This is a genomic window from Streptomyces sp. NPDC093094, assembly GCF_044754345.1.
GTDB lineage: Bacteria > Actinomycetota > Actinomycetes > Streptomycetales > Streptomycetaceae > Streptomyces.
Genome location: NZ_JBIVOX010000019.1, coordinates 119,514 through 146,090, shown reverse-complemented (window position 1 = coordinate 146,090; position 26,577 = coordinate 119,514). Strand labels below are relative to the sequence as shown.

Genomic DNA, 26,577 nt, shown 5'->3' with positions numbered 1-26,577 from the left:
TCGTCGAGCTGAAGGAGGAGGCCGAGCAGATCGGCTTCTCCGGCGTCATGTCCGGCCCCCTCGTCCGCTCCTCCTACCGCGCCGGACGCCTGTACCAGATGGCGATCGAGCAGCGCGGTTCCGCAGCTCCGCAGGGGGGCGAAGCGTTCGCGGCCGCACAGGCCGTGTGAGTTCACGCACAAGTAACTACCGGCCGGTAACGGCCAGTTGGACGCGGCTCCGGCCGTCCCCGCAGATGGGGGCGTACGCCGGGGCCGCGTCGGCGTGCGCGGACCTTCGAAAATCACGGCAAAAAGGTTTCATCGCTGTTTGACCCCTCGGTCATGCACTGGTAACACCAATCAGTGACGCTTGACTCACTCCACGTACACACCCGCAACCGAGGGGGGACCTGAACGATGCAGGCCGCGCCCGTCCGCGCCACCGCGATCCCGTCCTTCACCGACGCCCTGCGCGCCGTCGAGACCCTTCTGATGAGCAGCGGGCAGCGTACGGCCCGCCGCAACGCCTGGACCTCCGTCCTGGAGGACCGCCGCCGGGCCAAGGACCGGGTCGAGGCACAGCTCGTCCTGGAGCAGGCGGCCGCGGGCCGTCCCTGACCGCTCCCGCCGCCCGCCCCGGAGCACTGCCGTCGTCGGCACTCCCGGGGCCACGTAGACTTCGTGGCATGGCGAGGAAGGAAACCGCGGCGGACGCCGCGAACACCGGGCGACTGAAGCAGATCGCTCTGACCTACAAGATGACCCGCAAGGCCGACAAGAAGATCGGTCTTGTGCTCGCGGCTGTCGGAATCGTCACCTTCGGTGTCTTCCTCGCGATCGGCTTCTTGATCGGGCACCCCATCTATCTCGGCATCCTGGGCCTTCTGCTCGCCTTCCTCGCGACGGCGATCGTGTTCGGGCGCCGGGCCGAGCGGGCGGCCTTCGGACAGATGGAGGGCCAGCCGGGCGCCGCCGCGGCCGTGCTGGACAACATCGGCCGGGGCTGGACGACGACCCCCGCGGTGGCGATGAACCGCAGCCAGGACGTGGTGCACCGGGCCGTCGGCAAGCCGGGCATCGTCCTGGTCGCCGAGGGCAACCCGAACCGGGTCAAGAGCCTGCTGGCCGCCGAGAAGAAGAAGATGGCCCGCATCGTGGCGGACGTGCCGGTGCACGACCTGATCGTCGGCACGGGCGAGGGCCAGGTGGAGCTGAAGAAGCTGCGCACCACCATGCTGAAGCTCCCGCGCGTCCTGACCGGCCCGCAGATCACCGCCACCAACGACCGGCTGCGCGCCCTCGGCGACCTGATGAGCAACATGCCGCTGCCGAAGGGGCCGATGCCCAAGGGCATGAAGCTGCCGAAGGGCGGCCCGAAGGGCCGCTGACCCACCGCGTACGACGAAGGGGCGCCCGGTGCCGCGAGCACCGGGCGCCCCTTCGTCACGTTCTCGTCACGTTCGGACCGCTCGCCGGACCAGGATCCCCCGCCGGCCGAACCCCGGGTCCCCTGCCGGCTCCGGATCCCTTGCGGACGGGGATCCCTGCGGACGCACGGGGATCCATGCGGACGCGAATCCCTGCGGACGCGGACCGCTCGCCGGACCCGGATCCCCCGGCCGGCCGAGCCCGGGGTCCCCTGCGGACGCGGTCCGCTCGTCGTACGCGGCCCGTCTGCCGTATGCAGTGCCGTCTGCCGTCCTGCGGTCCCCGTCTGCCGTCCTGCGGTCCGTCTGCCGTCCTGCGGTCCGTTTGTCGTATGCAGTCCGCCCTCAGATGCGGACCTCGACCGTACGGGCCAGCCGGTCGTGCAGGCCCCGGCCGTCGCGGTCCCAGACGAGGGCGGGGATCGCGAGGCAGAGCAGGAGCGTGCGGACCAGGGCGCGCACCGGACTGATCGTCCTGGTGTCGGCGGTGATCACCCGCAGACCGAAGATCCGCTTGCCCGGCGTGGAGCCGACGGTGCCGACGGTGAGGACACCCAGCACGAAGAAGATCAGCAGGGCCCAGTTGCCGGTCGCCTGGCCGTAGCCGTCCGTGATCAGGCCGTATGCGATCAAGAGGCACAGCCCCCAGTCGACGGCGAGGGCTCCCAGGCGCCTGCCGGGGCGGGCGATCGAGCCCGGCCCCTGCCGCGGAAGGCCGAGCTGTTCACCCGGGTATCCGAAGTCGGCACCGGCGTCCTCCATGGCCGCGCGGGGCCCGGAGAGCCATGATCCGATTGCTTGCCTCTTGTCCACCCGTACACGGTACTGCGCCCGATTTCGACCGGAGCACGGCGGGGTGTGTCGGGGCTACGGTGGAGGGTGGGCCGGTTAACTTCTGCGAAACAAATGGGTCACGCCCGAGAAATCACCCGTCCCTAGGGTCAGGTGCGAGCGTGTGCCACCGCACTGGCCGCACGAACGAACTACCACCCCGGCACGGCAGCCGGGAGTAGGAGGAGCTGGATGTTCCAGAACGCCGACGAGGCCAAGAAGTTCATCGCGGACGAGGACGTCAAGTTCATCGATGTCCGTTTCTGCGACCTGCCGGGCGTCATGCAGCACTTCTCGCTGCCCGTCGAGGCGTTCGACCCCGACGAGGAGCTGGCGTTCGACGGTTCGTCGATCCGCGGTTTCCAGGCCATCCACGAGTCCGACATGGCGCTGCGCGCCGACCTGTCGACCGCGCGGGTGGACCCCTTCCGCCGTGACAAGACGCTCAACATCAACTTCTTCATCCACGACCCGATCACGGGCGAGCAGTACTCCCGCGACCCGCGCAACGTGGCGAAGAAGGCCGAGGCGTACCTGGCGTCGACGGGTATCGCCGACACCGCGTTCTTCGGTCCCGAGGCCGAGTTCTACGTCTTCGACAGCGTCCGTTTCAAGACGTCGGAGAACGAGTCCTTCTACCACATCGACTCCGAGGCGGGTGCCTGGAACACCGGCGCCCTGGAGGACAACCGTGGTTACAAGGTCCGCTACAAGGGCGGCTACTTCCCGGTCCCGCCGGTCGACCACTTCGCCGACCTGCGCGCCGAGATCTCCCTGGAGCTGGCCAACGTCGGCCTGAAGGTCGAGCGCCAGCACCACGAGGTCGGCACCGCCGGCCAGGCCGAGATCAACTACAAGTTCAACACGCTGCTCGCCGCCGCCGACGACCTGCAGCTCTTCAAGTACATCGTGAAGAACGTCGCCTGGCGCAACGGCAAGACGGCGACCTTCATGCCGAAGCCGATCTTCGGCGACAACGGCTCGGGCATGCACGTCCACCAGTCGCTGTGGACGAAGGGCGAGCCGCTCTTCTACGACGAGCAGGGCTACGCCGGCCTGTCGGACACCGCCCGCTACTACATCGGCGGCATCCTCAAGCACGCCCCGTCGCTGCTGGCCTTCACCAACCCGACGGTGAACTCGTACCACCGCCTGGTGCCGGGCTTCGAGGCTCCGGTGAACCTGGTGTACTCGCAGCGCAACCGCTCCGCCGCCATGCGCATCCCGATCACCGGTTCGAACCCGAAGGCCAAGCGCGTCGAGTTCCGCGCGCCCGACGCCTCCGGCAACCCGTACCTGGCCTTCTCGGCGCTGCTGCTCGCCGGTCTGGACGGCATCAAGAACAAGATCGAGCCGGCCGAGCCGATCGACAAGGACCTGTACGAGCTGGCCCCCGAGGAGCACGCGAACGTCGCGCAGGTCCCGACCTCCCTCGGCGCGGTGCTGGACCGCCTGGAGGCCGACCACGAGTTCCTCCTCCAGGGCGACGTGTTCACCCCGGACCTGATCGAGACGTGGATCGACTTCAAGCGCACGAACGAGATCGCGCCGCTCCAGCTGCGCCCGCACCCGCACGAGTTCGAGCTGTACTTCGACGTGTGACATCGCCCCAGGTCAGAGCGGGTTTCCGCTCACCTGGGCCGTGTGTGGGCCGTCGGCCGTGCTCTTCCCTCACCGGAAGGGCACGGCCGACGGTCGTTTGGGGCCCGCGCCGCGGACGACGGGCGGGGCTCCGCCGCGGGGCCACTCAGGCCGGCGTACCGGCCTCGCCCGGACCGCTCTCCGCTCCCGGTACGCCGAACGCGGCGTCGATGGCCCGGCGGGCACGGTCCTGGCTGTTCGGCATCAGGTGCGTGTACGTCCGGAGCGTGAATCCGGGGTCGGAGTGACCGAGGTACTCGGCCAGAGCCTTGATGTTCTCTCCCGAGTCCAGCAGGACCGACGCGTAGTAGTGCCGCAACGCGTGCATACCGTGCTCACGCGACGGCGTGAACCGCTCCCCCGGCTCCCGTTCCGGGATGACGCCAGCCGCGATCAGAGCGGGCTTCCACAGGTACATGTTGAAGTAGTTCCTGTTCAGCGCCTTACGCTCCCGCGAGTAGAACAGCAGCTTCGCTGTGACCGGCGGGCCGTCCGGGGTCTTCCAGGGCAGGGTGACGTCGATGGGCGGCCGGCGGGTGATGTGCGCGGCCAGCGCTCCCGATACGACGTCGGGCAGCGGCACGTCTCGCAGCTTGCCTCCCTTGGGCGGAGCGAACACCATCTGCGGGCCGACCAGCTTGACCTGGCGCACGACGTGCACGGTTCCTCCGACGAAGTCGACTTCGTCGACCGCCAGGCCGAAGATCTCGCCTTGCCGCAGACCGCACCCGGCACCGACATCGACGGTCGTCGCGTACTGGCTCGGGAGTCCCTCCCGGACCGCGACCACCCAGTCACGCGTCCACGGCTTGATCTTCCGCCGGTCCAGCTTGGGCGCTCGCACGGAGCCTGCGCGGCAGGGGTTCCGGGCCAGAATGCCGTCGTCCACGGCGGCCCCGAACACGGCGGAGACGTTCGCGAAGACCGTCCGCTGGTACGACGCAGCCATTCCGGAGTCTGCGAGGGCCCGTGCCCATGTGCGGATATGCGCGGGTTGGAACGCGCTCAGGGACCGAGAACCGATGTACGGGAAGGCGTGCAGCCGGAACCTCAGCTCCATGTTCACGATGGTGGAAGGGTCCGTGGTCTGAGATGCCAGCCACTGAGTGGCGAAGTCCCTGAACGTCTCCTTGCCGGCCGACGGGTCGACGTACTGGCCACGGGTCATGTCGGCCGCGATCTGCGTCAGCCACGCCTCTGCGAGGCGCTTCTGCTTGTCAGGGAAGGACTTGCTGCGTTCGCTCCCGTCCGGGGCGACGTAGCGGGCCCGGTAGCGCAGTCCGGTCCCGTATCGGTCGGTCTTGGTCCTGGTCGTCCTGCCGTTGGATGCCGTCTCGGACTTGTACCAGCGGTCTTGGATATGGCCGGCCATGCGGCGGCGGTCCTCTCGACATGCAGCAGGGAGAGCCGCCGCTTCGCGGCTCTCCCTGCTGTCCGGGGTGGGTGGCTAGGCGGCGGTCTGGTCGGCGCTCTTGCGGCTGCTGACGTATGCGCGTACGTCAGCCGGGTCGTAGCGGAGGTGCTTACCGATCCGGAAGCCGGGCGGCCCCGTGCGCTTCCTGCGCCACTGGTAGACCGTTTCGAGCGGCACGCCGAAGATCTCGGCGACGTCGTCGGGGGTGAGGTACCTGTCAGGGAGGCCACTGCGGAGGGTGGCGCGGGGGTCGGGTTGAGCGGAACTGGTTCGGCTCATGGGGTCCTCAGAGGTCGAGTCACGTTGGCTTCGGGGTCTCGCGGACTCCGCGTGTGTCCGAGGTTCGGATTTCTGCGTCATTGCGTCACCAGCGACATTCACACCTCTGAACTGCGGCTTTGCTTGACGCAGCGGTGAGGCGGTGCGTCATTCGTGCGGCATGGGTTGCGTCATCAGGTGACGCAGATGACGCAGGATGACGAAGAGGCCGGAGCCTGCGTCATTCCTTTCGCCGCAGGCCAGTGGCTGTTTTGCGTCCCGCGTGACGCACATGACGCAGCGTCTTCCCTCTTAGGCCAAGAGAGGGAGTTTCTGTAGTGGTGCGGGTGCCGCTTCAAGCGAGAAGCAGGAGCCGCTCCGCGGCACGTCCACCGGCGGCGCGGTGCGCCGAACAGCAAGAGGAGCACGCCCGGCCGGTGGTGCTCTTCTTGCCTGTCCTGGCGAGTGCGGCGGCGGGTCAGAACGCGCGCTTCTGCTCGTGTGGAGGCGGCGCGGTCAGGCGGGTCATTTCGAGGTAGCGGCCGGTGCTGGTGCGCCCGGTGTCGATGAGGACACCGCGTGCTGCCAGGGTGGGCTGGAGGCGCTTGAGGCGGTCGGAGAGGACTTTGCCGGTGGTCGGCCAGCCCTTTGGCAAGGGGCGCGGCTCGTCGCTGGTGTAGAGCCCGCTGAGAAGGTGCAGCCACTCGGTGGATGTCATGCGCTGCGCGGTGCCGGGTTCGATGGTGTCCGCGTGCCTGAGAACCGTCTGGGCGAGGAGGTCGCCCTCGATCACGTCGTCGTTCAGGTCGTCCAGGCTGGCCCGGTAGGCGGTGAGCGCCCCCAGCCCGGTGGCCGCATCGAGCTGCGCGCACAGGTGAGCGAAGTCGGCCATGCGCAGGTCGGTGGGGGTCTCCGCCTCCACCGCCCGGACCTTGACTGTGAGGTCCAGGAGCGAGCCGAGGACGACGGGCAGGACTTCCGCGTACTCGGCCCACAGTTCCGCTTCGGTGCGCCGGGCCTTGGGGCGTTCCAGGCGCAGTGGGAGGAGTCGTTCGGCGAGGTCAGGGCGGATGACGCCCACGTCGATGCCGGTCAGGAGCAGGGGGCGGCGGTAGCCGACGCGGAACACGTCTCCATCGGTGAACAGGGCGCGCTTGACGCTCTCGGCTCCGGTGACGATGCAGCACATGGCGTCGGAGAGGTCCGGCGTCATGTGGGAGAGGTTGTCCAGGGCGGTGACCCATCCGGCGGCCACGGCCGCGATCAGGTTCTCCTCGTCCTTCGGGGCCCGGCGCAGGTCGCCGCTCATGCCCTCGATGATCCGCACGAGCATCCGCCCACCCGTCGACTTGCCCGCCCCTTGCGGCCCGGTGAGGAACGGCGCGGGCACGGGTACGGACGGACCCAGGCAGCCGATCAGCCAGGCAATGGCCAGGCATTCGGTCTCGGCAGTGGCGAAGTTGCACAGGCGGAGCAGGAAGTCGATGCCCTTGCCGTCGGTGTCTTTGGCCGGCAGGGGCAGTTCCCCGGTGAGCTGAGTGCGCCGCCAACACACCTCCCTCGGGTCCGGCGCGGCGACGTCCCAGCCGGTGGGATGGATACGCACGGACAGGCCGTCGTCGCGGCCCAGGTCCAGCCACGTCGCCCCGTCCAGCCCGGGGGCGACGCGGATGTGCACGGGCTGCACGTCCTCCGACAGGGCGAGCGCTTCGATCAGGTCCAGCGCTTCCTTGAGCGCGGTCCCGTTGAACACACCGACGCCGTCGCGGAACAGGCCGACCATGAGTTCCTGCCGATGGCTGCCGGTCGTGCCCTGGGAACGCATGGGGCGGGCCACGGGGTGGCCGTTGCGCTGCGCGTACACGGTGCCGTCGGCGGTGCGGAAGTACCGGAAGTGCGCCTGCGCGTAGTCCGCGATGACCTCGCGTGCCGGGTTCTTGTCGTCGTCGGCCATGGTCACAGCCCCAGCCGGGTGCGGGCGTTGGTCCACGCGTCGGTGCAGTGCCGTGGTGTCTCGCCCTTGGCCTGCGCGGCGGCGAACAGCCGCTGTACGTGTCCGTCCGTGAGGCATCCGCACCGGCCGTGCACGGACAGCACCGCCAGGAACGTCCGGTAGACGGTCGCATGGACCGCGGCGGACGCGTCGGTGATGCGTGCTTCCGCCATGGCGATGCCGCGTTCTAGGTAGGCGGGGGTGCGGTGGCGGCACTCCCCGGTCCGTGCCGACGCGGGCAGGCTCACGCCGTGCGGGGCGGGCCGGACTGCGGCGGGTGCCTTCACCGCCAGCGCGCGAACGGCGTCGGGCAGGGCGGCCATGGTCCCGGTGCCGGGGCCGAGGTAGCGGGCGTAGGACATGGACGACTTGACGTCGACGCCGGGGCGGACCCCGTTGGACGACGCCATGGCGCCCCGGTAGATCCAGTGCTCGCCCCGGGTGGTCGGTACGGTCCGGGTGACGGGCAGGGTCTCACGAGCCCAGGCGACGGCCGCGGCGTCGTCCAGGTCGACCACGGTCAGGTCGGCAGCGCCGGGGTGGTAGGCGACGCAGACGGCCCGACGCCATGCGGCCGTCCAGGACGGGGAGGTGAGGACGCGTGGGTCGGTGGTGGCGGCGGCCCACGCGTGGCAGACACGCGGGCACCGGCACTGGCCGGGGGTCTTCATGTTCGGCCGTCCGCCGCACGCGTTGCCCGTGCAGGCAGGGCAGTTGCCGAACGGGGCCTTGCCCGCGCGCAGGGGCAGCACAGGGAGTCCGGCGGCGGCCAGGGCCAGGGCGGTATCCGGCAGGTTCAGCGGGTGGCCGGATGCTCGCCGGAAGGCGGTCGCTTGGGTCATGCTGGGAGACCTCCAACAGGTCTGTTGAGGACTGGAGACAAGGGCGGTCCCGGACTTTGGCGAGACGGGGACCGCCCTTGGCGTAGCTACTGGTACTGACTCCAGCGGGCGTACTGCTGGCGGACGTAGGCGCGCGGGTCGCAGATGACGGTGCTCAGGTCCATGTCGAGCAGGGCGACGGCCGCTGCGTACGCCGTCTCTGCGTCGCTGCTGAGGGTCCCGGCGTCGAGGTCGGGGCCGTCCAGGAGGGCGATGCGGTCGAGCAGGGCCGCCTTGCGGAGGTGGAATTCCCGGCCGAGTGTGGTGAAGCACGGGGTGTCGGCGAGGGTGCGGGCCGTCCAGCCGATCTCGCTGTTGATGCTGGGGGCGTTCGCGTATGCCTGCTCCGGGGTCGGCCAGTCCTCCGAGACGGGGCAGTGGTCGGCGGTGACGTAGAGGCGATGCCGGTGGCCGTCGCGAGCCGGGTGCCGACGCACGGAGCCGGTGGTGAACGCGGCGGCCAGCGCGGTGGTGACGCGGTCGGTGTCGGTGGGGTCGCAGATGACACGGATCTCGAACACGGGGCTCCTCAGCCGTGGAAGTGGTTGCGCTTGATGACGGCCTTGCGGATGTGCACAGTGGTGCCGCTCTTGTGGCTCTTGGAGCCGAGGACCTGGAGGGCGGTGAAGCCGCCGAAGAGGACCGCGGCGAGGATGACGAGCTGGGTGATGAGCGCGGTGAGGGCGGCGATGAACGTCGTGAGCATCAGCAGGCCGCCGCTCACGGCGAGGAACCCGATGCCGCCGAGGGCGACGTTCACCGCCGCGCGGGACACGGCCGGCTTGGCAACGACCGGTTCGGGCTGAACCGGGCTGACCGCGTAGCCGGTGACGACCCGGCCGTCGGGCAGGACCACGCTCGCCACCGTCGGCACGGCGCCCAGCTGCACCGGTACCAGCGGCGCGGCGTACGGAGTGACAGCGGGGGTGACGGGGGCCGGGTGGTGGACTTCCGGGGCCCGTAAGGCGGGGGCGTGGGCAGACTGTTCGGGGTACATGCGGAATCCCTTGCGGTAGGGAGTCAGGGAGGCGGGACACCCCCTGCCGGGGGTGCTGTGGAGGGGGTTTCGGGGGTGGTGACCTGCGTTCCTCCCTGACTCCCTGGCTGATCGTTCGCGCAGGTCAGGTGCAGGGAGGTGGATCAGGGAGGGGCGCAGGGAGTTCTCCCTGCCTCCCTGACCGTGGGAGGGGTCGCCTCCCTCTACTGGGAGGCGGAAGCGGAACCGTCGCCGTCACGGTTGGCCAGGGCGCGGGCGACGCGTTCACGGCCGACGACCATGCGGCCGTCGGACTTGTACGGCTCCGCGCCGGCGTCCTCCAGGACGCGCTTGAGGTCTCCGGGGGTCCACGTGCCGTAGGCGTCCTCGCTGAGCGCGGACAGCCGCTTGAGGACGTCGGCGGTCAGGACGCGGGCCGCGTCGCCGAGGACGGCGGCGATGTCGGCGAGCGGGTCGCGGTCGGCGCCGCACTCGATGATGGTCAGGGTGGTGACGCCGTCGCGCAGGGCCTTGGCCCGGTCGGCGATGGCCTTGGCGTCGTCCGTGCTGATGTAGTGCGTGCGCACCGTGATGGACGACTGTCCCTTGGGCAGGGCGATGCCGTCGGACGCGACGACCAGGGTTCCCTTGTCCAGGCCCGGCCGAAGCAGGTTGGGGGCGGCGCCGCCGTCGACGGCCTTGTCGCCGAGCGCCATGCGGGCCTGCGACTCCGTGCCCAGCGCGAGGGAGGCGCGGGTGTGGGCGCCTTCGCGGACGAGCTTGGGCAGGTTCTGGTCAGTGGGGTCCTGGGTGCCTTGCCACATCAGGACGTTGACCGCGCGTCCTTGGTTGTGGATTTTGCGGACGGCCATGAAGTAGCGGGAGGTGGCCTTGGAGCCGCCGTAGTAGCGGCCGTCTTCGTCCTTGAGCGGGCACATGAACGCCACCTGCGCTTCGTCGACCAGGACGATGAGGGCGGGGAAGACGGTGCCGGGCGGGGCCATCAGGCGCCGGTTCATCTCGTCGACCGCGCCTTCGACCATCTCGGTGACCTGGATGACGTGTTCGTCGGTCGGGCCCTGGATCAGGGTGGTGGCCACGCCGTCGAACATGGCCCAGTCGCCCACGCCCTTGAGGTCGCCCATGAGGAACTGCACCGACTTGTCCAGCGCGAGCCACAGCGCGAGGGAGCGCAGCGCGACCGTCTTGCCCTGGTTCGACAGCCCCGTGATCAGCAGGTGCCGCTGGTACAGGGACAGGGCGGCAGCGTCCCCGCGCAGGTCCTGCCCCCACGGCGCCCTGCCCTTGGCGTAGTCGGCGGTCATCGACTCGTCGGTAACCAGCGGCGACGGGCCGATCGGCTCGTCCAGCGCCCCGGAGTCCGCGACCCACAGCCGCACCGTGCGGGCCGCTTCCGGGATGGTGATGAACACTTCGTGCTCGTGCCGGGTGAGGTTCTCGGCGAGCTTCCTGCGGCGCTGCTGTACCTCGTTCGTCGACACCCCCGACGGCAGGGTCACGTCGACTTCCACACCGCATCCGGCGATCCGGATCGGCCCGAGCATCGAGGCGCCGGCATCCCCCATCTCCTTGATGGCGTTGCGCAGCGCGGGGACGCCGAGGTCGCGCAGGGCCTTGACGACGATGGACGGGGTGATGGGTTCGCCGTCACTGGTGCGGACGGTGGCGGGGAGCGCCCACTGGGGTGCGGCCTGTTGCTTGCTGCCGACGGCCCACAGGGCGAGCAGGGCGAGGAACGGGCCGATCGAGACCAGCGGTCCCCACACCACCTGGACGATGGTGATGAGCAGGTTGATGAACTCCACCGTGGCCATGAGCGGCGTGACGACGTCCGTGACGTCCTTCGTCGCGACGGCCATGACGATGCCGAGGGCGACCAGGCCCCCTATGCCCATCCCGGTGCCGGCCGCGATGCCCTTGGCGGCGTCGATGGGAGAGGTGAGCAGGTCCATGCGGCGGCGGTGGCGTGCCTCGCGGTAGCGCTGCCCACGCTCCTCCCACTCGGCGGCCAGCTCCATGTTCCCCGCGGCCTCGGCGGTGCGCATGTAGCGCTCGTAGCGGGCGGCGGTCCGGCCGTCCCAGGCGCGGTGGCCCACGATCCTGGCTCCGCCCACCACGTAGAGGCTGTGCCGTGCGGCGGCACGTGCGGCGGCGGTGGTGTTCTCGTGCGTGACGGCGCGTCGGACGGCGCGGCCGGAGCGGACCCACAGCGGTACCCGCACGGGCGGCGCCGGGAGGGGGACGGGTGCGGCCGGGTCGGGGACGATGGTCAGCCGGGTGACGGCCTCTCCGCCCATGGTGGTGTCTTTGTGCAGGTGAACGACGTTCTCGGACATGCGGAATCTCCTCAGCGCCCCTGCGGGCGCAGCTCAGGGAAAGGGGAGCGTGCGGGGCGGTGCAGAGGGGCCGGGACGGGGGGCCGTCCCGGCAGGGGTGGTGGGTGTTCAGGCGGGACGGCTCACCACCAGAACGACGGCTTCTTGGGTACGAGGTAGGGGCAGCCGTTGACCATGTGGTCCACGCACTTCGGGCAGTCCTCCCGGGGGCCGAGGTGGCGGTGTACGCGCTGGTCGTGGGCGTGCTGCCAGCACTGTGGGCACTCGCCGGGAGGGGTGTTGCCGTCAGCCATAGTCACCACCACCCGGACGACTTCTTGGCAGCGGCGGCTTCGTTCACGAGGCGTTGGCGCTCGGTGTGCAGGGCGGTCAGTTCGGCCGTCAGCCGGATCACCGCGGACTCGGTGACGGCGTCAAGGTTGCGTTCAGCGCGGCCAGTGCTGCGGCCCTTGGCGGCGCGGTATCCGCCACCGGCCAGGGCGCGCAGTACCTTGCGCCGCTCGGCACCAGTCAGGGCCCACATCTCGCCCTTGCGGACGGCCTCCAGCTTGCGGGTGGTCAGCCTGATCTCACGGTCCAGACGGCTGGTGTTCGGCTTGCCCATGGCTTGGGTGCTCCCTCGGGTGATGGTGGGGTGGGGTCCCGGTATCTGGCCCGCTACGGTGGGCGTGTGGGCGGGGGACCAGAGCGCGGGACGCGGCCGTGCAAGTGGTGCAAAGCGCCGGTTCGGCAGCCGCGCAGCCGGTGGCGCCGGAGTCGGTTCTGCAGCCGGGACCACCGGCGGCGGTACGGGTTTCTGTCCGCGGTCGGGCGGTTCCTGGACTGGCTGTAGAGCCGTCAGGTCATGCACCAGCCGGAGTCGCAGCCGGAGTCCCATTCGTCGAACGGCAGGGTGTCGACTCCGTCCGGGATCGCGGCACGCAGCGGCCGGTTGAAGCGGGTCAGCCAGACGTGGTCTTTGCCGAGTTCGTCGCGGCGGCGGTTGAGGAGTTCTTCGAGCTGGCACGCGCGCTCGAACAGCTCGGGTTCGTCGCGGCGCATGTCATGCCAGGTCTCGGGCCGGTGGAACGGGCAGAACCAGCACGACGACTTCGGCGGCACCGGCAACCCCGCCTCACGGATGATCCGGGCGCAGTCGATACGGCGGATGCCGCGTTCCAGCAGCGGGTACTCGATGCGCTCGTGCGGCTCGCAGCGTCGCTTGTTGGCCCGGTGGATCTCATCGAGGCTGATGCCGATGCCGACCGTGGCGGGCGCTTTCCTGCTCGCCCCGCGGCGTTTGAGTTCGTCGCCGACGACCTTGATTTTGAACTGGGCCGTGCAGGAGCGGGTGCCGGGGGCCCCGTTCGACATGCGTACCGGGATCTTCAGCGAGCGTGAACCCTCGCGGGTGAGGTCCTGGTACAGGGTGCGGACCTCACCTGAGCGCTTCATCACCCGGTCCAGCACGATCAGTTCCAAGCCGTGCGCTTGGGCGTAGGGGATGGCATAGCGGTGCAGGTAGGCGAGGGTGCCGGGGTGCTCGGAGTCGTCCCCCACGTTCGCCATCAGGAAGGAGCGGTAGTCCAGCTCACCGCGGGCCGCCAGGACCAATGCCGCGGTGGACTGCACCCCGCCGCCGAAGCTGAACGACCTCACCACAGCAGTGTTGCTGCTCACGCCACCACCCGCTTCCACGCGGCCCGCAGCCGGACCTCGGACGCGGAGTGGCCGGCCGCCCGGAAGCGGGTGGCCATCTCCCGGTAGGACAGCGCGGGGGTGCGACTGTGTCGGATCTCGTCGACCAACGCGTCGAGCGCAGCGTCGGTCAGGGTGTTGCCGTCGCCCGGTGGGAGCGCGGCAACCGGCTCCACCGGCCCCCACACGGGCAGTTCCCACACGGATGTGACGCCGGGCGTGACCCTGCTCGTCACGCTGGTCAGCGCCCTGCCGGTGTCCTCGCCGCGACGCGCCGTCTCCAGCGTCGACCACGCCCCGGCGAGGGTGGCAGCGGTCTTCGCCTGGACGCGTGCGACGCGCGCACCCGCCTGCGTCACGGCCGCGAGCCGGGTTTCCTCCGTAGCCGCTTCGGCTCGGAGCCGGGCGCGGGCCACGGCCGCCTCGTCGCGGGCTTCCTGCTGAATGCCCTGGATCGCACCGAGCGCGCCGGGGGTGAGGGCGGTGCGTTCCCACATGCCGTGCACCAGCCACAGTGCCTTCGCCGCGACCGGCAGCCAGGCGACCGCCAGCCAGGCGCCCGCCGATTCCTCGGCGGTGAGCGCGTGAGCGGCCAGCACGCCGGTGGCGATCAGGCCGAAGCCCCAGCCGACGGCCGTCACGCCATGGTTGTGGTCGCCCTGCGCGGCGAGGCGGCGTTCGTAGGCGAGAGTGGCCAGCCAGCCGCCGTCGATGCCCAGACCGACGACTAGAGCGACCGGCCACGGCATCGCAGCGCCCAGCCACATCACCACCACGGCCAGGGTGAGCACCATGGACACCGCCGTCATCGCGACGGCCGGCAGCACGGTCTTCGCCTTCACGCAGCACCGCCCGGCGCGCTCGCACTGGCCGTCCCGTTGACCAGATCCCGGCACGCGGCGAGGACCCGGTGACGGGCCCGGCGGATGCGCCGGCTGTCCAGCTCGGTCGGGGTGCGGTCCAGCGTGGTGATCTGCGCGTCCAGCAGGTCGACCTCCGCGAGGATCAGCGGGGACTCCTGCTCGATCGCGTCCAGCTCGGCGTCCGTCGGTTCGATCCAGTCGGCGAACGCGGTAACAGCGTCCTGAACAGTGACGATGGCATTCATGGGTCGTGTTCTCCCTGCAAGGTGGCAACGGCCCGAACCGCGCCCCCGGTGTTCCCGCACCGGGGGCGCTTGCCGTTGTTGGGTGATCAGCCGCGCAGAACGCGCGGCACGGCTTCGTGGAGCGGCCGGAGTGCCCCGGGCGAGATTCGATCTCGCGCCCTCACGGCTGATTGCCGGGGCGACGTGCATGTCTCCTTCGGGGGTGCCGCACCCGTATCAGGTAGCGCGGCATGACCCCGGTAGGCGTATGGAGACGTGACCTTTCGGTCTAAAACCCTCCCGAGTGACAAGGGTCGGGTGCGCCCTCGGCCCGCTCTGCCCCGGGCCCCTTGACCTCGAACGAGCCCCGCATCAGGGCGCATTGAGGTCCGGCACCCACTGTCCGAACGAACTGACCGGCGGGCACATCCCTAAGGTTCCCTAGGGTTCCCTGCGGTGTCAAGCGGTAAGCTAGGGAACCCCAGGGAAGTGACGACAGGGAGCGGACGACATGGCAGGCCAGGCCGACAATCGGGCCCCGTACGCGAAGATTGCCGCCCACTACACGGAGCTGATTACGTCTGGACAGCTCCAGCCAGGGACCCTCTTGCCGAGCATCAAGAACCTCTCGGAAGAGTGGAAGGTCAGTACGGCGACAGCCGAGAAAGCCTTGCGCAAGCTGCGCAACGAGGGGCTTGTGCGCGGTATCCACGGCATCGGCACCGAAGTACTGGACCAGCCCACACCTATGTCGTCCGGGGCGCAGCGGCAGGACCGGGGACGCCGCACCGGGTCGAGCTGGGGGGCGGGTGAGCGGTCCGACTCGCACCAGGCCGCCGTGGTACCCGCGCCCGATGAAGTGGCCCAAGCACTGGACATCCAGCCTGGCTCCGATGTGGTGCGCCGCAGCCGTGTGTACCGGGACCGGCACGGCATCGTCGCTCACAGCACGTCGTGGATTCCCTTCCGGTACGGGAAGCTGATCCCTCAGCTAGCGGTGAGCGAGCGACTGACAGGGGGTACGTCACTCCAGCTCATCGCCCAGGCGACCGGCCACCCGATCAGCCACCGCATCGACACGGCTTCCGCGCGGCTGCTGACGCGGGAGTACGCCCAGCTCCTCGAACTGGACCCTGACAACCCGCCGGCGGACCCGGTGGTCGTGATGACGGCCAAGTTCGTGGACAGCGAAGGCAGCATCGTGGAGTACGGCGTCGACCTCGGGGGCCCCGGCCGGACATGGCGTACGGAATCGGAGGTCTCATGACCACCGCGGACGACACGCTCGCGAGCGTGCTTGAAGACCGACTTGGGACGCTGCTTTCCGCCCGCAGGACTGGCAGAATCACGCCCGAAGGCGAAGCGGAGATGGCAGCCATCTCCAAGACCATGACGGGACCGATGCCCCCACAGCCGCCGTTCTGCGTCCTCATGGCCGGCCTCCCCGGCTCCGGGAAGACGACCCTTTCCCGCGCCCTCACCGCCCGCGGGTTCATACGGCTGTGCCCAGACGAAGAGATGTTCCGCCGTCACGGCGTCTACGGCGTGGACTTCCCCCGGGGTGTCTTCCCCACCCTTGAGCGACCCGTCCTCGAAGACGTAGCCGTCGACCTGCGGGAACAGCTCAAAGCCGGACACGACGTCGTCGTTGATCACGGCTTCTGGACCCCAGAGGATCGGGCCAAATGGCGAGCGATCGCCACCGACGCTGGCGCCGTTCCCGTACTTGTCTATCTGGCCGCCAGCCATGACGAGCTGTGGGCGAGGATCAGCAAGCGCAATGAGTTCCACGCAAACGATCCTAATTCGATCTATTTCGCCGAGAGCGATCTACAGCGCTACCGCACACGGTTTGTCCCCCCGCAACCAGATGAACCGCACCTGTTGTACGAGGGTGACCCGGTGGCCGTGATCGCAGTTCTCGAAGCCTCTCGCCCTTAACGCTTCGAGGATCACTGGTCAACAGGCTATGAGTCACCGGCAGATGGCCGATCTTAGGTATCAACTACGACGTCGGCGGCGGCTGCCGACTCTTGACGTGGCGCTGCGGCCCGCTTGGGAACGAGCAGATCGCTGCCGAGGTCGGCGCTGGGGACGTCCGGGTCCCTGAATGGCGTCGTTCAGCGTCCGGAGTAGGGCGCGACGCATCATGGCGTCAAAGTCCGTGGCCACGCCGAAGAGGTCGTTGGTGGTGCTCCCATCGAGCCGTCGGAGGAGGGCGGTGGGGTGTTCGCCGCCGTGGACTTCCGCATTGCGCCACTGGTAGATGGCTTTGATCAGTCTCTTGATGTTCTCCGCAGTGGGCGCGCCGAGCGTCTGGTCCCCGGTCAACATGTCGGCGGCACCGGATTGAAGAAGAATTGACTTTCCACCGTTGGGGTCCCTCAGATTGAGACGTGCAATGAACAGTGCCTCAGCTGCTGTGATCAGGTTGAGCACTCTGTCCTCGACGAGACCTCTGGACCCGGCAAGCACGACCTGACGCGTGGCTGTGGACAGTGGACGGTCAGCCATGACAACCGGGTTGGTGAGGTGCCCGTAGGCGGAGCGGATTTGATCAAGCATCGCCTTGCCAGCCAGGACGGTAGGGCGGAGCGGATCGGTTGGTCCGATGGGTGTCAGAGCTGCGGAGTAACCGTGTCCAAGCGAATCGGTACGGATGGCGTAGCTGGTGGTGGCCGAGCCGCCGCAGACCAGCCGAATCGCAGCGACGATCGATGGAAGGACGTCGGTGTAGATCGGTAGCGCGGGGGCTGCAGGTGGTGGGGTAAGGCTGGCATCGCCCGTCCGGAGTGGGTGGGTGTGTTCAGCAGTCAAAGCCCATTGGTTGAAGCGGGAGACCTGGATCGTCTGTGTGGTGAGGTACTCCTCGATAGGGACGGCCGCGCGCTGCACTGCGACGGATATCTCGTTGTCCGTCATCCTGCGCAGCACGACGCCCTCTGCGATCTCCTCGCCCTCGATGTCCTGGCTCCCATCGAGCCCCAGAAGGGGAGCGAAGTCGGTGAAGGTTACGGTGTCGACGACTAGGCCGGCTTCGAGTCGCTCGTATGCGACGCCGAAGGTCTCCTGCTCGAAAGTCCAGGATTCATTGGCCAGCACCAGGTTGTAGACCAACGATCGGATTAGCCCTGCGAGTTCGCGCCGCTGGGCGCTGAAGGCCGTTCCCACCAGTGTGTCAACACGGGAAGCCAGCACAGGATGGCCCTGGACGACGGAACGGAGCTGGCGCATCTCCTCCAATTCTTCGAAGCCGTTCCACCAGAGCCTGGGTGCGTCCCACTCTCTGATCCTTTTTGGGGTGAACATCTCCTGAGATAGCCGGTGCCAGCCCCACATGGGTAAACCCTCATAAATCTGTGGCGTTGTCCCGTCCTTGCCCAACTCCTTCATGAGCCTGACCGCTAGAGCGCGGCACGCGTCGTACAGCTCGGGGAAGCGGACTGGTGACATGGAGACCCTTCAGTCAGGTGCGTGAGACTCAAGCAAGGCCGGTCTCAGGAAGCGAACTTGCCAGCATCCCTGACGATCTGCCATATCCGCAAGCGAGTTGCACCGACAAGACGTGGGGCTGAGCGTGCATGGGGTGATCGTTGTGGAGATATGGAGGGAGAGCAGGGCTTGGCGGAGCTGGCACGTCACTTCTACGGAAAGCGCTCAGGGCTTCTCTCCGCAGTAATTCCCTTACCCGTCAGATCGGGACTTTTGGCGCTCGGCAACTCGCGCCCAGTAGCTGATCTGAGAGTGGGCGTTCATGAGATGACTCAGGAGTTCGCTCGGCTTGACCCAGCCTTCCCTGTCGAGCAGTGTGACTCCTTGGGGTTCTTCCACGTTGGTGAGCTCGTCAACGTCCAGATTGATTTGCTCGATGAACGTGGCGATCTGGTCTTTAAGCCGAGCTACCTTCATTCGGGGCGTTTCGTTCGGAGCTGTCACCGGCCGCGGGAGAGCCGTGCCCGTGGGGTATGCCTCGTAGCGTAGCCACGCGTCCTCGATCGGCATGGGCTTGCCTTCGGGGTCTGCCTGCCACTTTCCCAAGTCGTCACGCTTGCCGAGCGCAAGCTCGCCGTCCTCGGTGACCCGACGGGGGCGTGTTCCGGCCCGCCCGTCGATGACAGCCTGGGCGAGCACGCGCAGGCCCAACTCGTCATGAAGCATTTCTTCCACGACCTGGTGAGGGCCACGCGTGTCGGCGTCCGTGCTGCCCATGGCTTCGCGCTGGAGGCCACCCCAGGCGGTGAGGTGGTACTGCGCCAAGGCCGCCAATTCCAGCCGGGACGACCAGGCTTCGGGCTCTGATCGTGAGCCGTTGTCACTACTGAGTTCGGCAAGAGCAAAGTTGAGCAGTTCTTCGGGGGAGCGGCCGGTCACCGTCCAAGGAACCGTGGCGTAACGCGCGAGGCGCGTACAGCGAAGGTACGCCGCGCGCATCCGCTCGGCCCGCACTCGCTCGGGGTGCCCGACCTCCAGTGTTGTCGCGACGCTTCGGGTGGGCCGCAAGGCCAGTTCCGCGATCACCTCGGTACGCCGGCCGGCGCTGACGCTCTTTTTGGCGGTCACGTCTCGGATGCCTCGCTCCACGAGTTCGCGGTGATGCTCGCGAAGGAGGGTCGCGAGAACATAGGCCGCTTGTGCGTCTCGTTCGACGGGGAGCCCTGCGTCCTTCGCCTCCGACGGCGTGAGCAGACCGGCGAGATAGTCGTGCACCGAGTCGTCGAGTACACCGTCAACTCGGAGAACATCCAGGACCGCTTCGGCCATGGCCTCAAGCTTGCCCGTCTGGCTCCACGGACGGGGAGGATCGACGTGGAGCATGCCGACGAAGGCGTTAACGGCGCGCGCGTAGTCGTAACCCTCCCGCGTCGGGGTGAAACGGAGGAACACACGGGCCGGCGTGATCAGCGCGTTGCGTTGTCGGATCAGCTTGCGATGTGCGGCCGGCTTCAGGGTTCCGAGGTCCTCCCCGCTGATGCGGCCGATGAAGCGCCGGTAGTCGTCGCGGTTCGCGGGATAGTGGTAGTGAACCTGCTCATCGGTGAGCCCCAGAATCTCCAGAGCGTTAGTGATGCGGCTGGAACCGTCCGCAGTCCCCAGGAGGGGCATGGGTGGTTCGCCATCGCGGTGCCGAAGCTCGAAGAGAACGACGTTTACCGGCATCGCGATGCCCCGAGCAGCGATGGACTCGCGCAGGTTGTTGTTGTTCAGGATGAAATTGCGGGCCCGCTGCGTCTCCTCCAGGACATGGTTGACGTCCTCGCCCTCGATCCAGAGCCTTGTCGTCTTGTCAGGGTCCGAGCGCGGGCCAGTCAGCGGGCCTACGGAGCCCTCGGCCCCGGCCGCCGGGTATACCCGGCGCTCCATGGTGCGGTTGTTGGTCGGCAGCGGGACGAGGCCGGGGACGTAGAGGTCGAGATCGATCGCCTCGATCACTCCTCCCGCGACGTTGACGCGGGTGGGGCGCTTCAGCAGCGTCCTCAGCTCACTGGGGTCGACGGCGGCGTGTGCCAGGGCGGCGGCGAACTCGGCGGGCAGCCCCATCTCCTCACCTGCCACGGCGGCGCGCTTGACCGCCACCATCTTGGGCAGCAGAGGCAGGTCGCCCTCGCCAAAGCGCGACCAGATCGCCGAGGTGTCCTCCTCCGTGCTGTCGTCCATGTCGAGCTCATCCTCGACACCCCCAGACTCTTCGATGTCCTGGGCCGTCCCCTCGTACTCGACGTCATCTTGATCTGCCATGTTCTCCTCCAGCGATATGGCCATAGGTCTGGGAGCGCGCGGATGCGCTGCACGGGCGCCGTGGCGGCCGCCGACGGGTCGTGGAACCGCCGGCGGCCGCCCCTCTCAGGCGGTGGGGGGCAGCTGCGGGCGGCGCTTCCCGAGCTGGCGCAGGTCACTCCGGATCGAGCTCTCGTCGCGACCGAGCAGCCGCGCGATCATCGCCGTCGGCACCTTCAGGGCGTACAGCACGGCAACCTGTCGGCGCCGCTTGGTGAGCTCGCCGGACTTCCGCCAGGTCTTGCGCCGCTCCTCGGCCGTCTCCCCGGCCAGGAACACGTGCTCGTCCCGACTGTCCAGGGCGTACTGTCGACAGCTCTCCAGCAGAAGGCAGGTCCGGCACATGGCGCGGGCCTGCGGGACGTCCCGCTCCGGCACGACGGGCTCCCCGTCGAAGGTCGCCTGCTGCTCCTCCGGGCTGGGGAACCGGGTCTCGTCCCACGTGCTGCAGGCGGCCTCGCCCATGGGCGGGCCGAAGGGCTCCATCGCCCAGAACAGGGCCTCCGGCGGAAGTACGTTCTCGATCTCGTCGTGGGGGTCCACGGCGCTCCTCCTCAAGCCACGCCTCGCGGGGCGTGTGAGGACGAGGGGGTCACGCCCACGTTCTCTTGATCGTTATGTGGCGACTTTCGAGTCTCTAGACGTGCGAGACGGTCAGTTCTGGGCGATTCCCAGCCCTGCCGCGTGCCTGCGCCAGTCGGCGCTCGCACGGCCTGCGGAGTGACCCCCGAAGCGAAGCCACGTCCAGTGTGGCACCCGGCTCCGCCGATCCGGGAGAAACGTAGGAGGATCTCGTGGAGCGACTGATGAACGCGCGCTCGCGGGTGCCATGTGTCGCTTGGTGACCGATGCGCTTATGCAGACCCCGCCCCCACTCGCCCCGGCGAAGGCGCAATGCGGGCTTGGCCGTGGAGTCCTTGTACCGGCGCACGCGCGGGTCCGCCAGGGCATCGAAGCCGGGGCCGTCTGTGGGCCGTCCCAAGGTGGCCTGCAACGACCAACGACGACAGACAACAACAGTGCCCTCGCTGGTCAGGAAGGCAATGCATGTAATCCACCGAGGTAGCCGAGCCAGGACCTCACTTCTTCGACGTGTGAGCCGAAGGTGACCTCCTGACCTGCGTCAGGTGATCACCGAAGGAGGCCGCCACCCGGTCGGGTGGCGGCCTCCTTCGTGTTTGCGCGCGCGGTCGCGGTCGCAGCCCCTGGCCCGGCCGCGTTCCCGTGGGCGGTCAGCCGGAGGTGCCGCGCCGGAGGGCCTCCTGCGCGGCGACGTACTTCAGCATCAGCCGGGCGAACTCGACGCGCTCCGCCTCCGGCCAGTCCGCCGTGATCTGCTCGAAGGCGGAACGCTGGTGCCGGCGGAACCGGGCCATCAGCTCCTGTCCCCCGGGGCTGAGGTGGAGGACCGTACGGCGGCCGTCCTGCTGGGAGGCGGCGCGGACCAGATGGCCGGCGGAGATGCAGTCGGACACCATGCGGCTGGCCACGGAGGGGTCCACCCCCAGATGCCCGGCCACGGCGCCGACCGTGACCTCACCGGCTTCCCGCTGCTCGGCCTCCAGGACGATGTTGAGCACCAGCGTGCGGCCCAGGTCCTTCTGCGAGATCGGGTTCTCGACCTCCAGCAGCGAGGAGCGGCGCAGTTTCCCGAACGCCGGGCCGACGGCGTCCAGCAGTTCGTCGGCCGTCCGCGGCGACCGCCCGGGCCCGTGGTTCGTCATGGCGCCCACCCTACCCACACATGGATACCCCTATGAAGGCATGTGTTGACCCTCAAACGAATGCATGCAAGCATGCACATGTCTTCATCAAGTCATATCCCTGGCCGACGGCGGCCAGGACGAACAACGGGGAACCCCATGAGCACTCTTGTCACCGGCTCGCGCGGCACGGTCGGCCGGGCGGTCCTCGCCCGCCTCCACTCCGCGGGCCACGCCGTCCGCGCCGCCAGCGCCCGCCCCGCCGGCCTCGCCGTCCCGGACGGTGTCGAGGCCGTCGGGCTCGCCCTCGACCGGCCCGAGGCCCTGGAGGGCGCGCTGCACGGCGTCCGCCAGATCTTCCTCTACCCCCAGCCCGCCGGCATCGACGCCCTGATCGAGGCCGCACAGGCCGCGGGCGTGGAGCACGTGGTCCTGCTCTCCTCGGCCTCCGTCCTCGCCCCGGACGCGGAGGACGACCCGCTCGCGCGTCACAGCCTGCTGGTCGAGCGCGCCCTCGCCGGTTCCGGCCTCGCCCACACCTTCCTGCGCCCCGACGCCTTCGCCGCCAACGCCGTCGGCTGGGCGCACTCCATCGGCCGGGGCCTGCCGGTCCGGCTCGCCCACCCCGACGCCCGTACGGCGCCGATCCACTCCGAGGACATCGCCGACATCGCCGTGGAGGCACTGACCGGCGGCTCGCTCGCCGGACGCACGGTCGCCCTGACCGGCCCCGAGTCACTCAGCTTCCGTGAGCAGCTCGCCGTCCTCGCCGACGTGCTCGGCCGTGGGATACGGGTCGAGCGGATCAGCCGTGCCGAGGCCGAGCGCCAGATGGGCGCGTACATGCCCGCACCGATGGTCGCCTCGCTGCTGAGGTTCTGGGAGGCCGCCGACGGCGTCCCCGCGACGCTCCACGACACCACGCTGTCCCTCCTCGGCCGGCCCGCCCGCACCTTCCGCCAGTGGGCCGGCGAGAACACGGCCGCCTTCGGCGGGCACTGATACCGGCCACCACGGTCCGGCCGCCGTCGACCAACACCCCCTGTGCGGGCGTATGTTCTACAGGAGAGCGATTCGCACGAGGCGACACGGGGGGCCGTCCATGCCGAAGCACGACCACGACGACGACGACCAGGAACGGGAGTACGACCTGCGCTGGGCGGACTCCGCCGAGCACAAGGAACCGTCGGCCCGGGCCCGGATGCTCGCCGCCCGCTGGAAGGACAACCCGCCCGGTCCGGTCCCCTTCCGCGCCGACCCGGACCCGTCCGGCCCCCGCCGCTCCTCCTGGGTCTCCACGACCGTGGTCCTCGGCTGCGTGGTCCTGGTGATCGTGCTCCTGGGCTACCTGAACACACGCTCTCCCCACTGAGTCGTGGAGAGCCGCCCGCCCGGGTGCACACTGGACAGCGGGGCGGGTGCTTGGTCAGGGCTGTTGTCCGACTGGGGTGATGTGCCGTGCACAGTCGCTTCCGGAGCGATCGGGGACTGACCGCGCGGATGTCGGTCACGCTGTTCCTGCTCGGTCTGCTGTACGTGGGCTTCGTGGCCGCGCTGGTCGTGCTGCTGAAGTCGTGGGTGCTGGTCGTGCTGGTCGCGGCGGCGCTGCTCTGGGCGCAGTACTGGTTCTCCGACCGGATCGCGCTGTACGCGATGCGCGGGCGTGTCGTGGAGCGGGAGGAGCACCCCGAGCTGCACGCGGTGGTCGACCGGCTGTGCGCGCTGGCGGACATGCCGAAGCCGGTGGTCGCGGTGTCGGAGATGGACATGCCGAACGCGTTCGCCACGGGACGCGATCCCGGTCACGCGGTGGTGTGCGTGACGCGGGGGCTGATGCGGCGGCTGGAGCCGGCGGAGCTGGAGGGCGTCCTCGCACACGAACTGTCGCACGTGGCGCACAAGGACGTGGCGGTGATCACGGTCGCGTCGTTCCTGGGTGTGCTCGCCGGACTGATCGTGCGGTTCGCCTTCTACTCGCAGCTCTTCGGCGGGCGCCGCGACCAGAACACCGCGGTCGTGTTCGCGGCGGTGCTGGGCGTGTCGGCGGCCGTGTACGCGATCAGCTTCCTGCTGATCCGGGCCCTGTCGCGGTACCGGGAGCTGGCCGCGGACCGGGCGGCGGCGCTGCTCACCGGACGGCCCTCGGCGCTGGCGTCGGCCCTGACGAAGGTCACCGGGGACATCGCCCGGATCCCGACGAAGGACCTGCGCACGGCCCAGGCGTTCAACGCCTTCTGGTTCAGCCCGGCGATCGGTGCCGGTCTGTCCCGGCTGTTCTCCACCCATCCGACCCTGGAGCAGCGGCTGGACCAGCTGGGGCGGATCTCCGGGGAGCTGGGCGAGGCGTCGGCGCCCGGGAAGGCCGGCTGAGATGAGGCTGCTGGACATCCTCCTCGGCCGCACGAAGCCGGTCGCGCCGGATCTGGACCGGCTGTTCGCCCTGCCGTCGGCGGCGGTGACCCTGGAGGCCGCGGCCGGTTTCACGCCGACCGGGCAGGGCGCGGTGTGCTTCGCCACCGTGGAGGGACCGGCCTTCGAGCAGACGCACCGCGAGGTACGGGCGCTGCTGGACGCGGACGCGGGGCGGGAGGGGCCGCCGGTGGTGCTGGAGGAGGACGACTACGGCTACTCCTGGCTGGTCTCGCGCCGCTCCCCCGGCGAGCTGCCCCAGCTCGTCAACGATCTGCACGCCGTGAACAGTTCCATGGAGGTCAACGGCTTCGGGCCGCAGCTGCTGTGCTCGCTCGCGGGCTTCGGGGGCGAGGGCGGCCGCGGCCTCGCCCTGGTCTACCTCTACAAGCGCGGCACCTTCTATCCGTTCGCCCCGCTCCCCGGCGAGCGCAGGGACAACGCGCTGGAGCTCCAGGTGCGGGCGGCGCTCGCGGACGACCTGCGGATCGAGCAGGACCTCGGCCGCTGGTTCCCGCTGTGGGGAGCCCCGGCGCTGTGATCCCCGGGATCGCGGGGCGCTCTCCCCCGCGCGGGAGGCCGGTCGTTCCGAGTGCGTCTCCTTTTCCCGCGGCCTAGAGTCGACGCGTTGGGGCAATCCCGACATTCCCTCCTCGGCGGTCACAGGGGTGTCCTGGAATGAGCAATCTCTTCGTCGTCGCCTACAACGACCTCGCCACCGCCCACGAGGTGCGCGACAAGCTGTTCGCCCTGTCCAAGCAGCACCTGGTCGAGCTGGAGGACGCCGTGGTCGTCGAGCGGCGCGACGACGGCACGATCAAACTGCACCAGGCCGTGAACAACACCGCCGTGGGCGCGGCCGGCGGCGCGCTGTGGGGCGGCGTCATCGGACTCCTCTTCCTGGCCCCGCTGCTCGGCGCGGCGGTGGGCGCGGCGGCCGGCGCGGCCGGCGGCGCGATCACGGACACCGGCATCGACGACAAGTTCATGAAGGAGCTGAGCCAGAACCTGCGGCCCGGCGCGGCCGCCCTGTTCGTCCTGGTCAAGCATGCCGCGGCGGACAAGGTGGTCCCGCAGATCGCCTCGTACGGCGGCCAGTTGGTGCAGACCTCGCTCAGCCAGGCCGAGGAGGACCATCTGCGGGAGGCGATCGCCGCGGCCCAGGCCGGGAACCAGGCTGGGAACCAGGCCCCCCAGGACCGGGCCGCCCCGGCACCGGACGCGGACGCCGCACCGGCACCGGGACCGGCGGGCGACGCTCCCTCCGCCTCCTGATCCAATGGGGTCATGAGTGAACTGACCTTCTTCACCCACGAGTTCGACGGCGAACGCCTCAGCGTCGCGTACGGCGGCGACGGTGCCGACGGCGGCGGTGGCCCGGCCGGGGCCACCGCCGTCCTGCTGCACGGGGCCGGCAACGGCAGCAAGGAGCGGCTGCTGCCGCTGCTCGGCGAGTTCGTGGGCCAGGGCTGCCGCGCGCTCGCCCTCGACTTCTCCGGCCACGGCGAAAGCAGCGGCGGCCTCGCGGAGCTGAGCCTGCGGCGCCGGTTCGAGCAGGCCGTCGCGGTGATCGACGCCCGTACCCCGGCGAACGGGCCGCTGGTCCTGGTCGGGTTCAGCATGAGCGGGCAGACGGCCGCCGACCTCGCCGCGCACTACGGCGACCGGGTGACGGGCCTTCTGCTGTGCGCGCCCGCCGTGTACGCGGCCGAGGCGTGGGACGTGCCGTTCGGGCCGGGCGACGGGCCCTTCAGTGAGATCATCCGCAGGCCGGAGGGCTGGCGCGGCTCCCCCGCGCTCGCGGCGCTGCGGGCGTACGCGGGCCGGGCGGTCCTGGTGGTGCCGGGCACGGACCAGGTGATCCCGCCGGCCGTGACGGAGGCCGTGCAGGACGCGCTCGGCGCCCGCGCGCGGTTCAGCCGTCTCGATCTCCCCGGCGCCGACCACTTCCTCGGCCTGTGGCTGCGCGACCACGCCGAGGACCGGCGCAGGGCGGTGACCGCCGTACTGACGCAGCCGGGCGAGGCCGCGCCGGAGGCACCGGGAGGCCGGGCGGCGGTGTGACCGCGGGGGCCGGCGGGCCGTGGAGGCCGGCGGGCCGTGGAGGCCGGCGGGCCGTGGAGGCCGGCGGGCCGTGGAGGCCGGCGGGCCGTGGAGGCCGGCGGGC

At 69.6% G+C, this 26,577-nt stretch carries 27 protein-coding genes and 2 pseudogenes; 12 read left to right on the top strand and 17 right to left on the bottom strand.

The genetic code is table 11. The annotated features are described in order from the left end of the window. From ACIQGV_RS32265 to ACIQGV_RS32255, 3 genes and pseudogenes are all read left to right on the top strand, one after another. A pseudogene (locus ACIQGV_RS32265) lies at positions 1–170 on the top strand (lipoyl synthase); the annotation flags it as partial. Positions 171–398: 228 nt separating this feature from the next. After that, on the top strand, positions 399–599 hold the full coding sequence (locus tag ACIQGV_RS32260) for a hypothetical protein (protein ID WP_402500833.1): 201 nt from the start codon (positions 399–401) through the stop codon (positions 597–599). A 68-nt stretch (positions 600–667) separates the two neighbouring features. Then, positions 668–1,369: a DUF4191 domain-containing protein gene (locus ACIQGV_RS32255; protein WP_402500830.1), complete on the top strand. Its 702-nt coding sequence runs from the start codon at positions 668–670 to the stop codon at positions 1,367–1,369. A gap of 384 nt (positions 1,370–1,753) precedes the next feature. Here ACIQGV_RS32255 and ACIQGV_RS32250 read toward each other — a convergent pair whose 3' ends face one another. After that, positions 1,754–2,221 carry an RDD family protein gene (locus ACIQGV_RS32250; RefSeq protein WP_402500827.1) on the bottom strand — a complete coding sequence of 156 codons (468 nt, stop codon included), beginning with the start codon at positions 2,219–2,221 and terminating at the stop codon, positions 1,754–1,756. A gap of 210 nt (positions 2,222–2,431) precedes the next feature. Here ACIQGV_RS32250 and glnA point away from each other — a divergent pair, with 210 nt between their 5' ends. After that, positions 2,432–3,841, top strand: coding sequence for a type I glutamate--ammonia ligase (gene glnA, locus ACIQGV_RS32245; protein WP_402500824.1), 1,410 nt, complete (start codon positions 2,432–2,434; stop codon positions 3,839–3,841). 145 nt (positions 3,842–3,986) lie between these two features. Here the strand turns inward: glnA and ACIQGV_RS32240 are convergent, their stop codons facing one another. The 12 genes from ACIQGV_RS32240 to ACIQGV_RS32185 all read right to left on the bottom strand — a co-directional run bounded on the left by ACIQGV_RS32240 (position 3,987) and on the right by ACIQGV_RS32185 (position 14,544). Then, positions 3,987–5,252, bottom strand: a complete 1,266-nt coding sequence (locus ACIQGV_RS32240) for a tyrosine-type recombinase/integrase (protein WP_402500821.1) — start codon at positions 5,250–5,252, stop codon at positions 3,987–3,989. 75 nt (positions 5,253–5,327) lie between these two features. Next, the gene (locus tag ACIQGV_RS32235) at positions 5,328–5,573 is read right to left on the bottom strand and encodes a helix-turn-helix domain-containing protein (RefSeq protein WP_402500819.1); all 246 of its coding nucleotides are present in this window, start codon (positions 5,571–5,573) and stop codon (positions 5,328–5,330) included. A 457-nt stretch (positions 5,574–6,030) separates the two neighbouring features. Beyond that, positions 6,031–7,506, bottom strand: coding sequence for an ATP-binding protein (locus tag ACIQGV_RS32230; RefSeq protein ID WP_402500817.1), 1,476 nt, complete (start codon positions 7,504–7,506; stop codon positions 6,031–6,033). Between the two features lie 2 nt (positions 7,507–7,508). Beyond that, the gene (locus ACIQGV_RS32225) at positions 7,509–8,387 is read right to left on the bottom strand and encodes a bifunctional DNA primase/polymerase (protein ID WP_402500814.1); all 879 of its coding nucleotides are present in this window, start codon (positions 8,385–8,387) and stop codon (positions 7,509–7,511) included. An 86-nt stretch (positions 8,388–8,473) separates the two neighbouring features. After that, complete coding sequence (locus ACIQGV_RS32220; RefSeq protein ID WP_402500812.1) at positions 8,474–8,947, bottom strand: hypothetical protein; 474 nt, start codon at positions 8,945–8,947, stop codon at positions 8,474–8,476. An 8-nt stretch (positions 8,948–8,955) separates the two neighbouring features. Continuing rightward, complete coding sequence (locus ACIQGV_RS32215) at positions 8,956–9,423, bottom strand: hypothetical protein (protein WP_402500809.1); 468 nt, start codon at positions 9,421–9,423, stop codon at positions 8,956–8,958. A 203-nt stretch (positions 9,424–9,626) separates the two neighbouring features. Continuing rightward, positions 9,627–11,759: an FtsK/SpoIIIE domain-containing protein gene (locus ACIQGV_RS32210; protein ID WP_402500806.1), complete on the bottom strand. Its 2,133-nt coding sequence runs from the start codon at positions 11,757–11,759 to the stop codon at positions 9,627–9,629. Between the two features lie 122 nt (positions 11,760–11,881). Then, positions 11,882–12,052: a pRL2-8 gene (locus ACIQGV_RS32205; RefSeq protein WP_402500803.1), complete on the bottom strand. Its 171-nt coding sequence runs from the start codon at positions 12,050–12,052 to the stop codon at positions 11,882–11,884. Between the two features lie 2 nt (positions 12,053–12,054). Beyond that, positions 12,055–12,363: a hypothetical protein gene (locus ACIQGV_RS32200; protein WP_402500801.1), complete on the bottom strand. Its 309-nt coding sequence runs from the start codon at positions 12,361–12,363 to the stop codon at positions 12,055–12,057. A 233-nt stretch (positions 12,364–12,596) separates the two neighbouring features. Next, complete coding sequence (locus ACIQGV_RS32195; RefSeq protein ID WP_402500799.1) at positions 12,597–13,418, bottom strand: phosphoadenosine phosphosulfate reductase; 822 nt, start codon at positions 13,416–13,418, stop codon at positions 12,597–12,599. Beyond that, entirely contained in the window at positions 13,415–14,278 is an 864-nt protein-coding gene (locus tag ACIQGV_RS32190; protein WP_402500797.1) for a protein spdB, read from the bottom strand. Before ACIQGV_RS32190 ends, ACIQGV_RS32195 begins: the two co-directional genes overlap by 4 nt. Then, the gene (locus tag ACIQGV_RS32185) at positions 14,275–14,544 is read right to left on the bottom strand and encodes a DUF6284 family protein (RefSeq protein WP_402500795.1); all 270 of its coding nucleotides are present in this window, start codon (positions 14,542–14,544) and stop codon (positions 14,275–14,277) included. The genes ACIQGV_RS32190 and ACIQGV_RS32185 overlap by 4 nt, the downstream gene beginning before the upstream one ends. A 490-nt stretch (positions 14,545–15,034) precedes the next feature. Between ACIQGV_RS32185 and ACIQGV_RS32180 the strand changes: the two genes are divergently transcribed. Both ACIQGV_RS32180 and ACIQGV_RS32175 read left to right on the top strand, forming a co-directional pair. Further along, positions 15,035–15,790 carry a GntR family transcriptional regulator gene (locus ACIQGV_RS32180; protein ID WP_402500792.1) on the top strand — a complete coding sequence of 252 codons (756 nt, stop codon included), beginning with the start codon at positions 15,035–15,037 and terminating at the stop codon, positions 15,788–15,790. Beyond that, on the top strand, positions 15,787–16,464 hold the full coding sequence (locus ACIQGV_RS32175; protein WP_402500789.1) for an AAA family ATPase: 678 nt from the start codon (positions 15,787–15,789) through the stop codon (positions 16,462–16,464). Before ACIQGV_RS32180 ends, ACIQGV_RS32175 begins: the two co-directional genes overlap by 4 nt. A 60-nt stretch (positions 16,465–16,524) precedes the next feature. Here the strand turns inward: ACIQGV_RS32175 and ACIQGV_RS32170 are convergent, their stop codons facing one another. From ACIQGV_RS32170 to ACIQGV_RS32155, 4 genes are all read right to left on the bottom strand, one after another. After that, positions 16,525–17,916, bottom strand: a complete 1,392-nt coding sequence (locus ACIQGV_RS32170) for a hypothetical protein (protein WP_402500786.1) — start codon at positions 17,914–17,916, stop codon at positions 16,525–16,527. A gap of 291 nt (positions 17,917–18,207) precedes the next feature. Continuing rightward, complete coding sequence (locus ACIQGV_RS32165; protein WP_402500783.1) at positions 18,208–20,259, bottom strand: hypothetical protein; 2,052 nt, start codon at positions 20,257–20,259, stop codon at positions 18,208–18,210. Between the two features lie 105 nt (positions 20,260–20,364). Then, a complete protein-coding gene (locus ACIQGV_RS32160; protein ID WP_402500781.1) occupies positions 20,365–20,841 on the bottom strand; it encodes a WhiB family transcriptional regulator in 477 nt (158 codons plus the stop codon). Positions 20,842–21,530: 689 nt separating this feature from the next. Further along, the gene (locus ACIQGV_RS32155) at positions 21,531–22,022 is read right to left on the bottom strand and encodes a MarR family winged helix-turn-helix transcriptional regulator (RefSeq protein WP_402500778.1); all 492 of its coding nucleotides are present in this window, start codon (positions 22,020–22,022) and stop codon (positions 21,531–21,533) included. Between the two features lie 138 nt (positions 22,023–22,160). Here ACIQGV_RS32155 and ACIQGV_RS32150 point away from each other — a divergent pair, with 138 nt between their 5' ends. From ACIQGV_RS32150 to ACIQGV_RS32125, 6 genes and pseudogenes are all read left to right on the top strand, one after another. Further along, a complete protein-coding gene (locus ACIQGV_RS32150; protein WP_402500775.1) occupies positions 22,161–23,003 on the top strand; it encodes an NAD(P)H-binding protein in 843 nt (280 codons plus the stop codon). Positions 23,004–23,103: 100 nt separating this feature from the next. Next, positions 23,104–23,373, top strand: coding sequence for a hypothetical protein (locus ACIQGV_RS32145; RefSeq protein ID WP_402500773.1), 270 nt, complete (start codon positions 23,104–23,106; stop codon positions 23,371–23,373). Positions 23,374–23,459: 86 nt separating this feature from the next. Next, entirely contained in the window at positions 23,460–24,371 is a 912-nt protein-coding gene (gene htpX / locus ACIQGV_RS32140; protein WP_402500771.1) for a zinc metalloprotease HtpX, read from the top strand. A 1-nt stretch (position 24,372) separates the two neighbouring features. Further along, complete coding sequence (locus ACIQGV_RS32135; protein ID WP_402500769.1) at positions 24,373–24,951, top strand: hypothetical protein; 579 nt, start codon at positions 24,373–24,375, stop codon at positions 24,949–24,951. A gap of 137 nt (positions 24,952–25,088) precedes the next feature. Further along, positions 25,089–25,685, top strand: a complete 597-nt coding sequence (locus ACIQGV_RS32130) for a DUF1269 domain-containing protein (protein WP_402500767.1) — start codon at positions 25,089–25,091, stop codon at positions 25,683–25,685. 30 nt (positions 25,686–25,715) lie between these two features. Then, a pseudogene (locus tag ACIQGV_RS32125) lies at positions 25,716–26,462 on the top strand (alpha/beta hydrolase); the annotation flags it as partial. Positions 26,463–26,577: the final 115 nt, after the last annotated feature.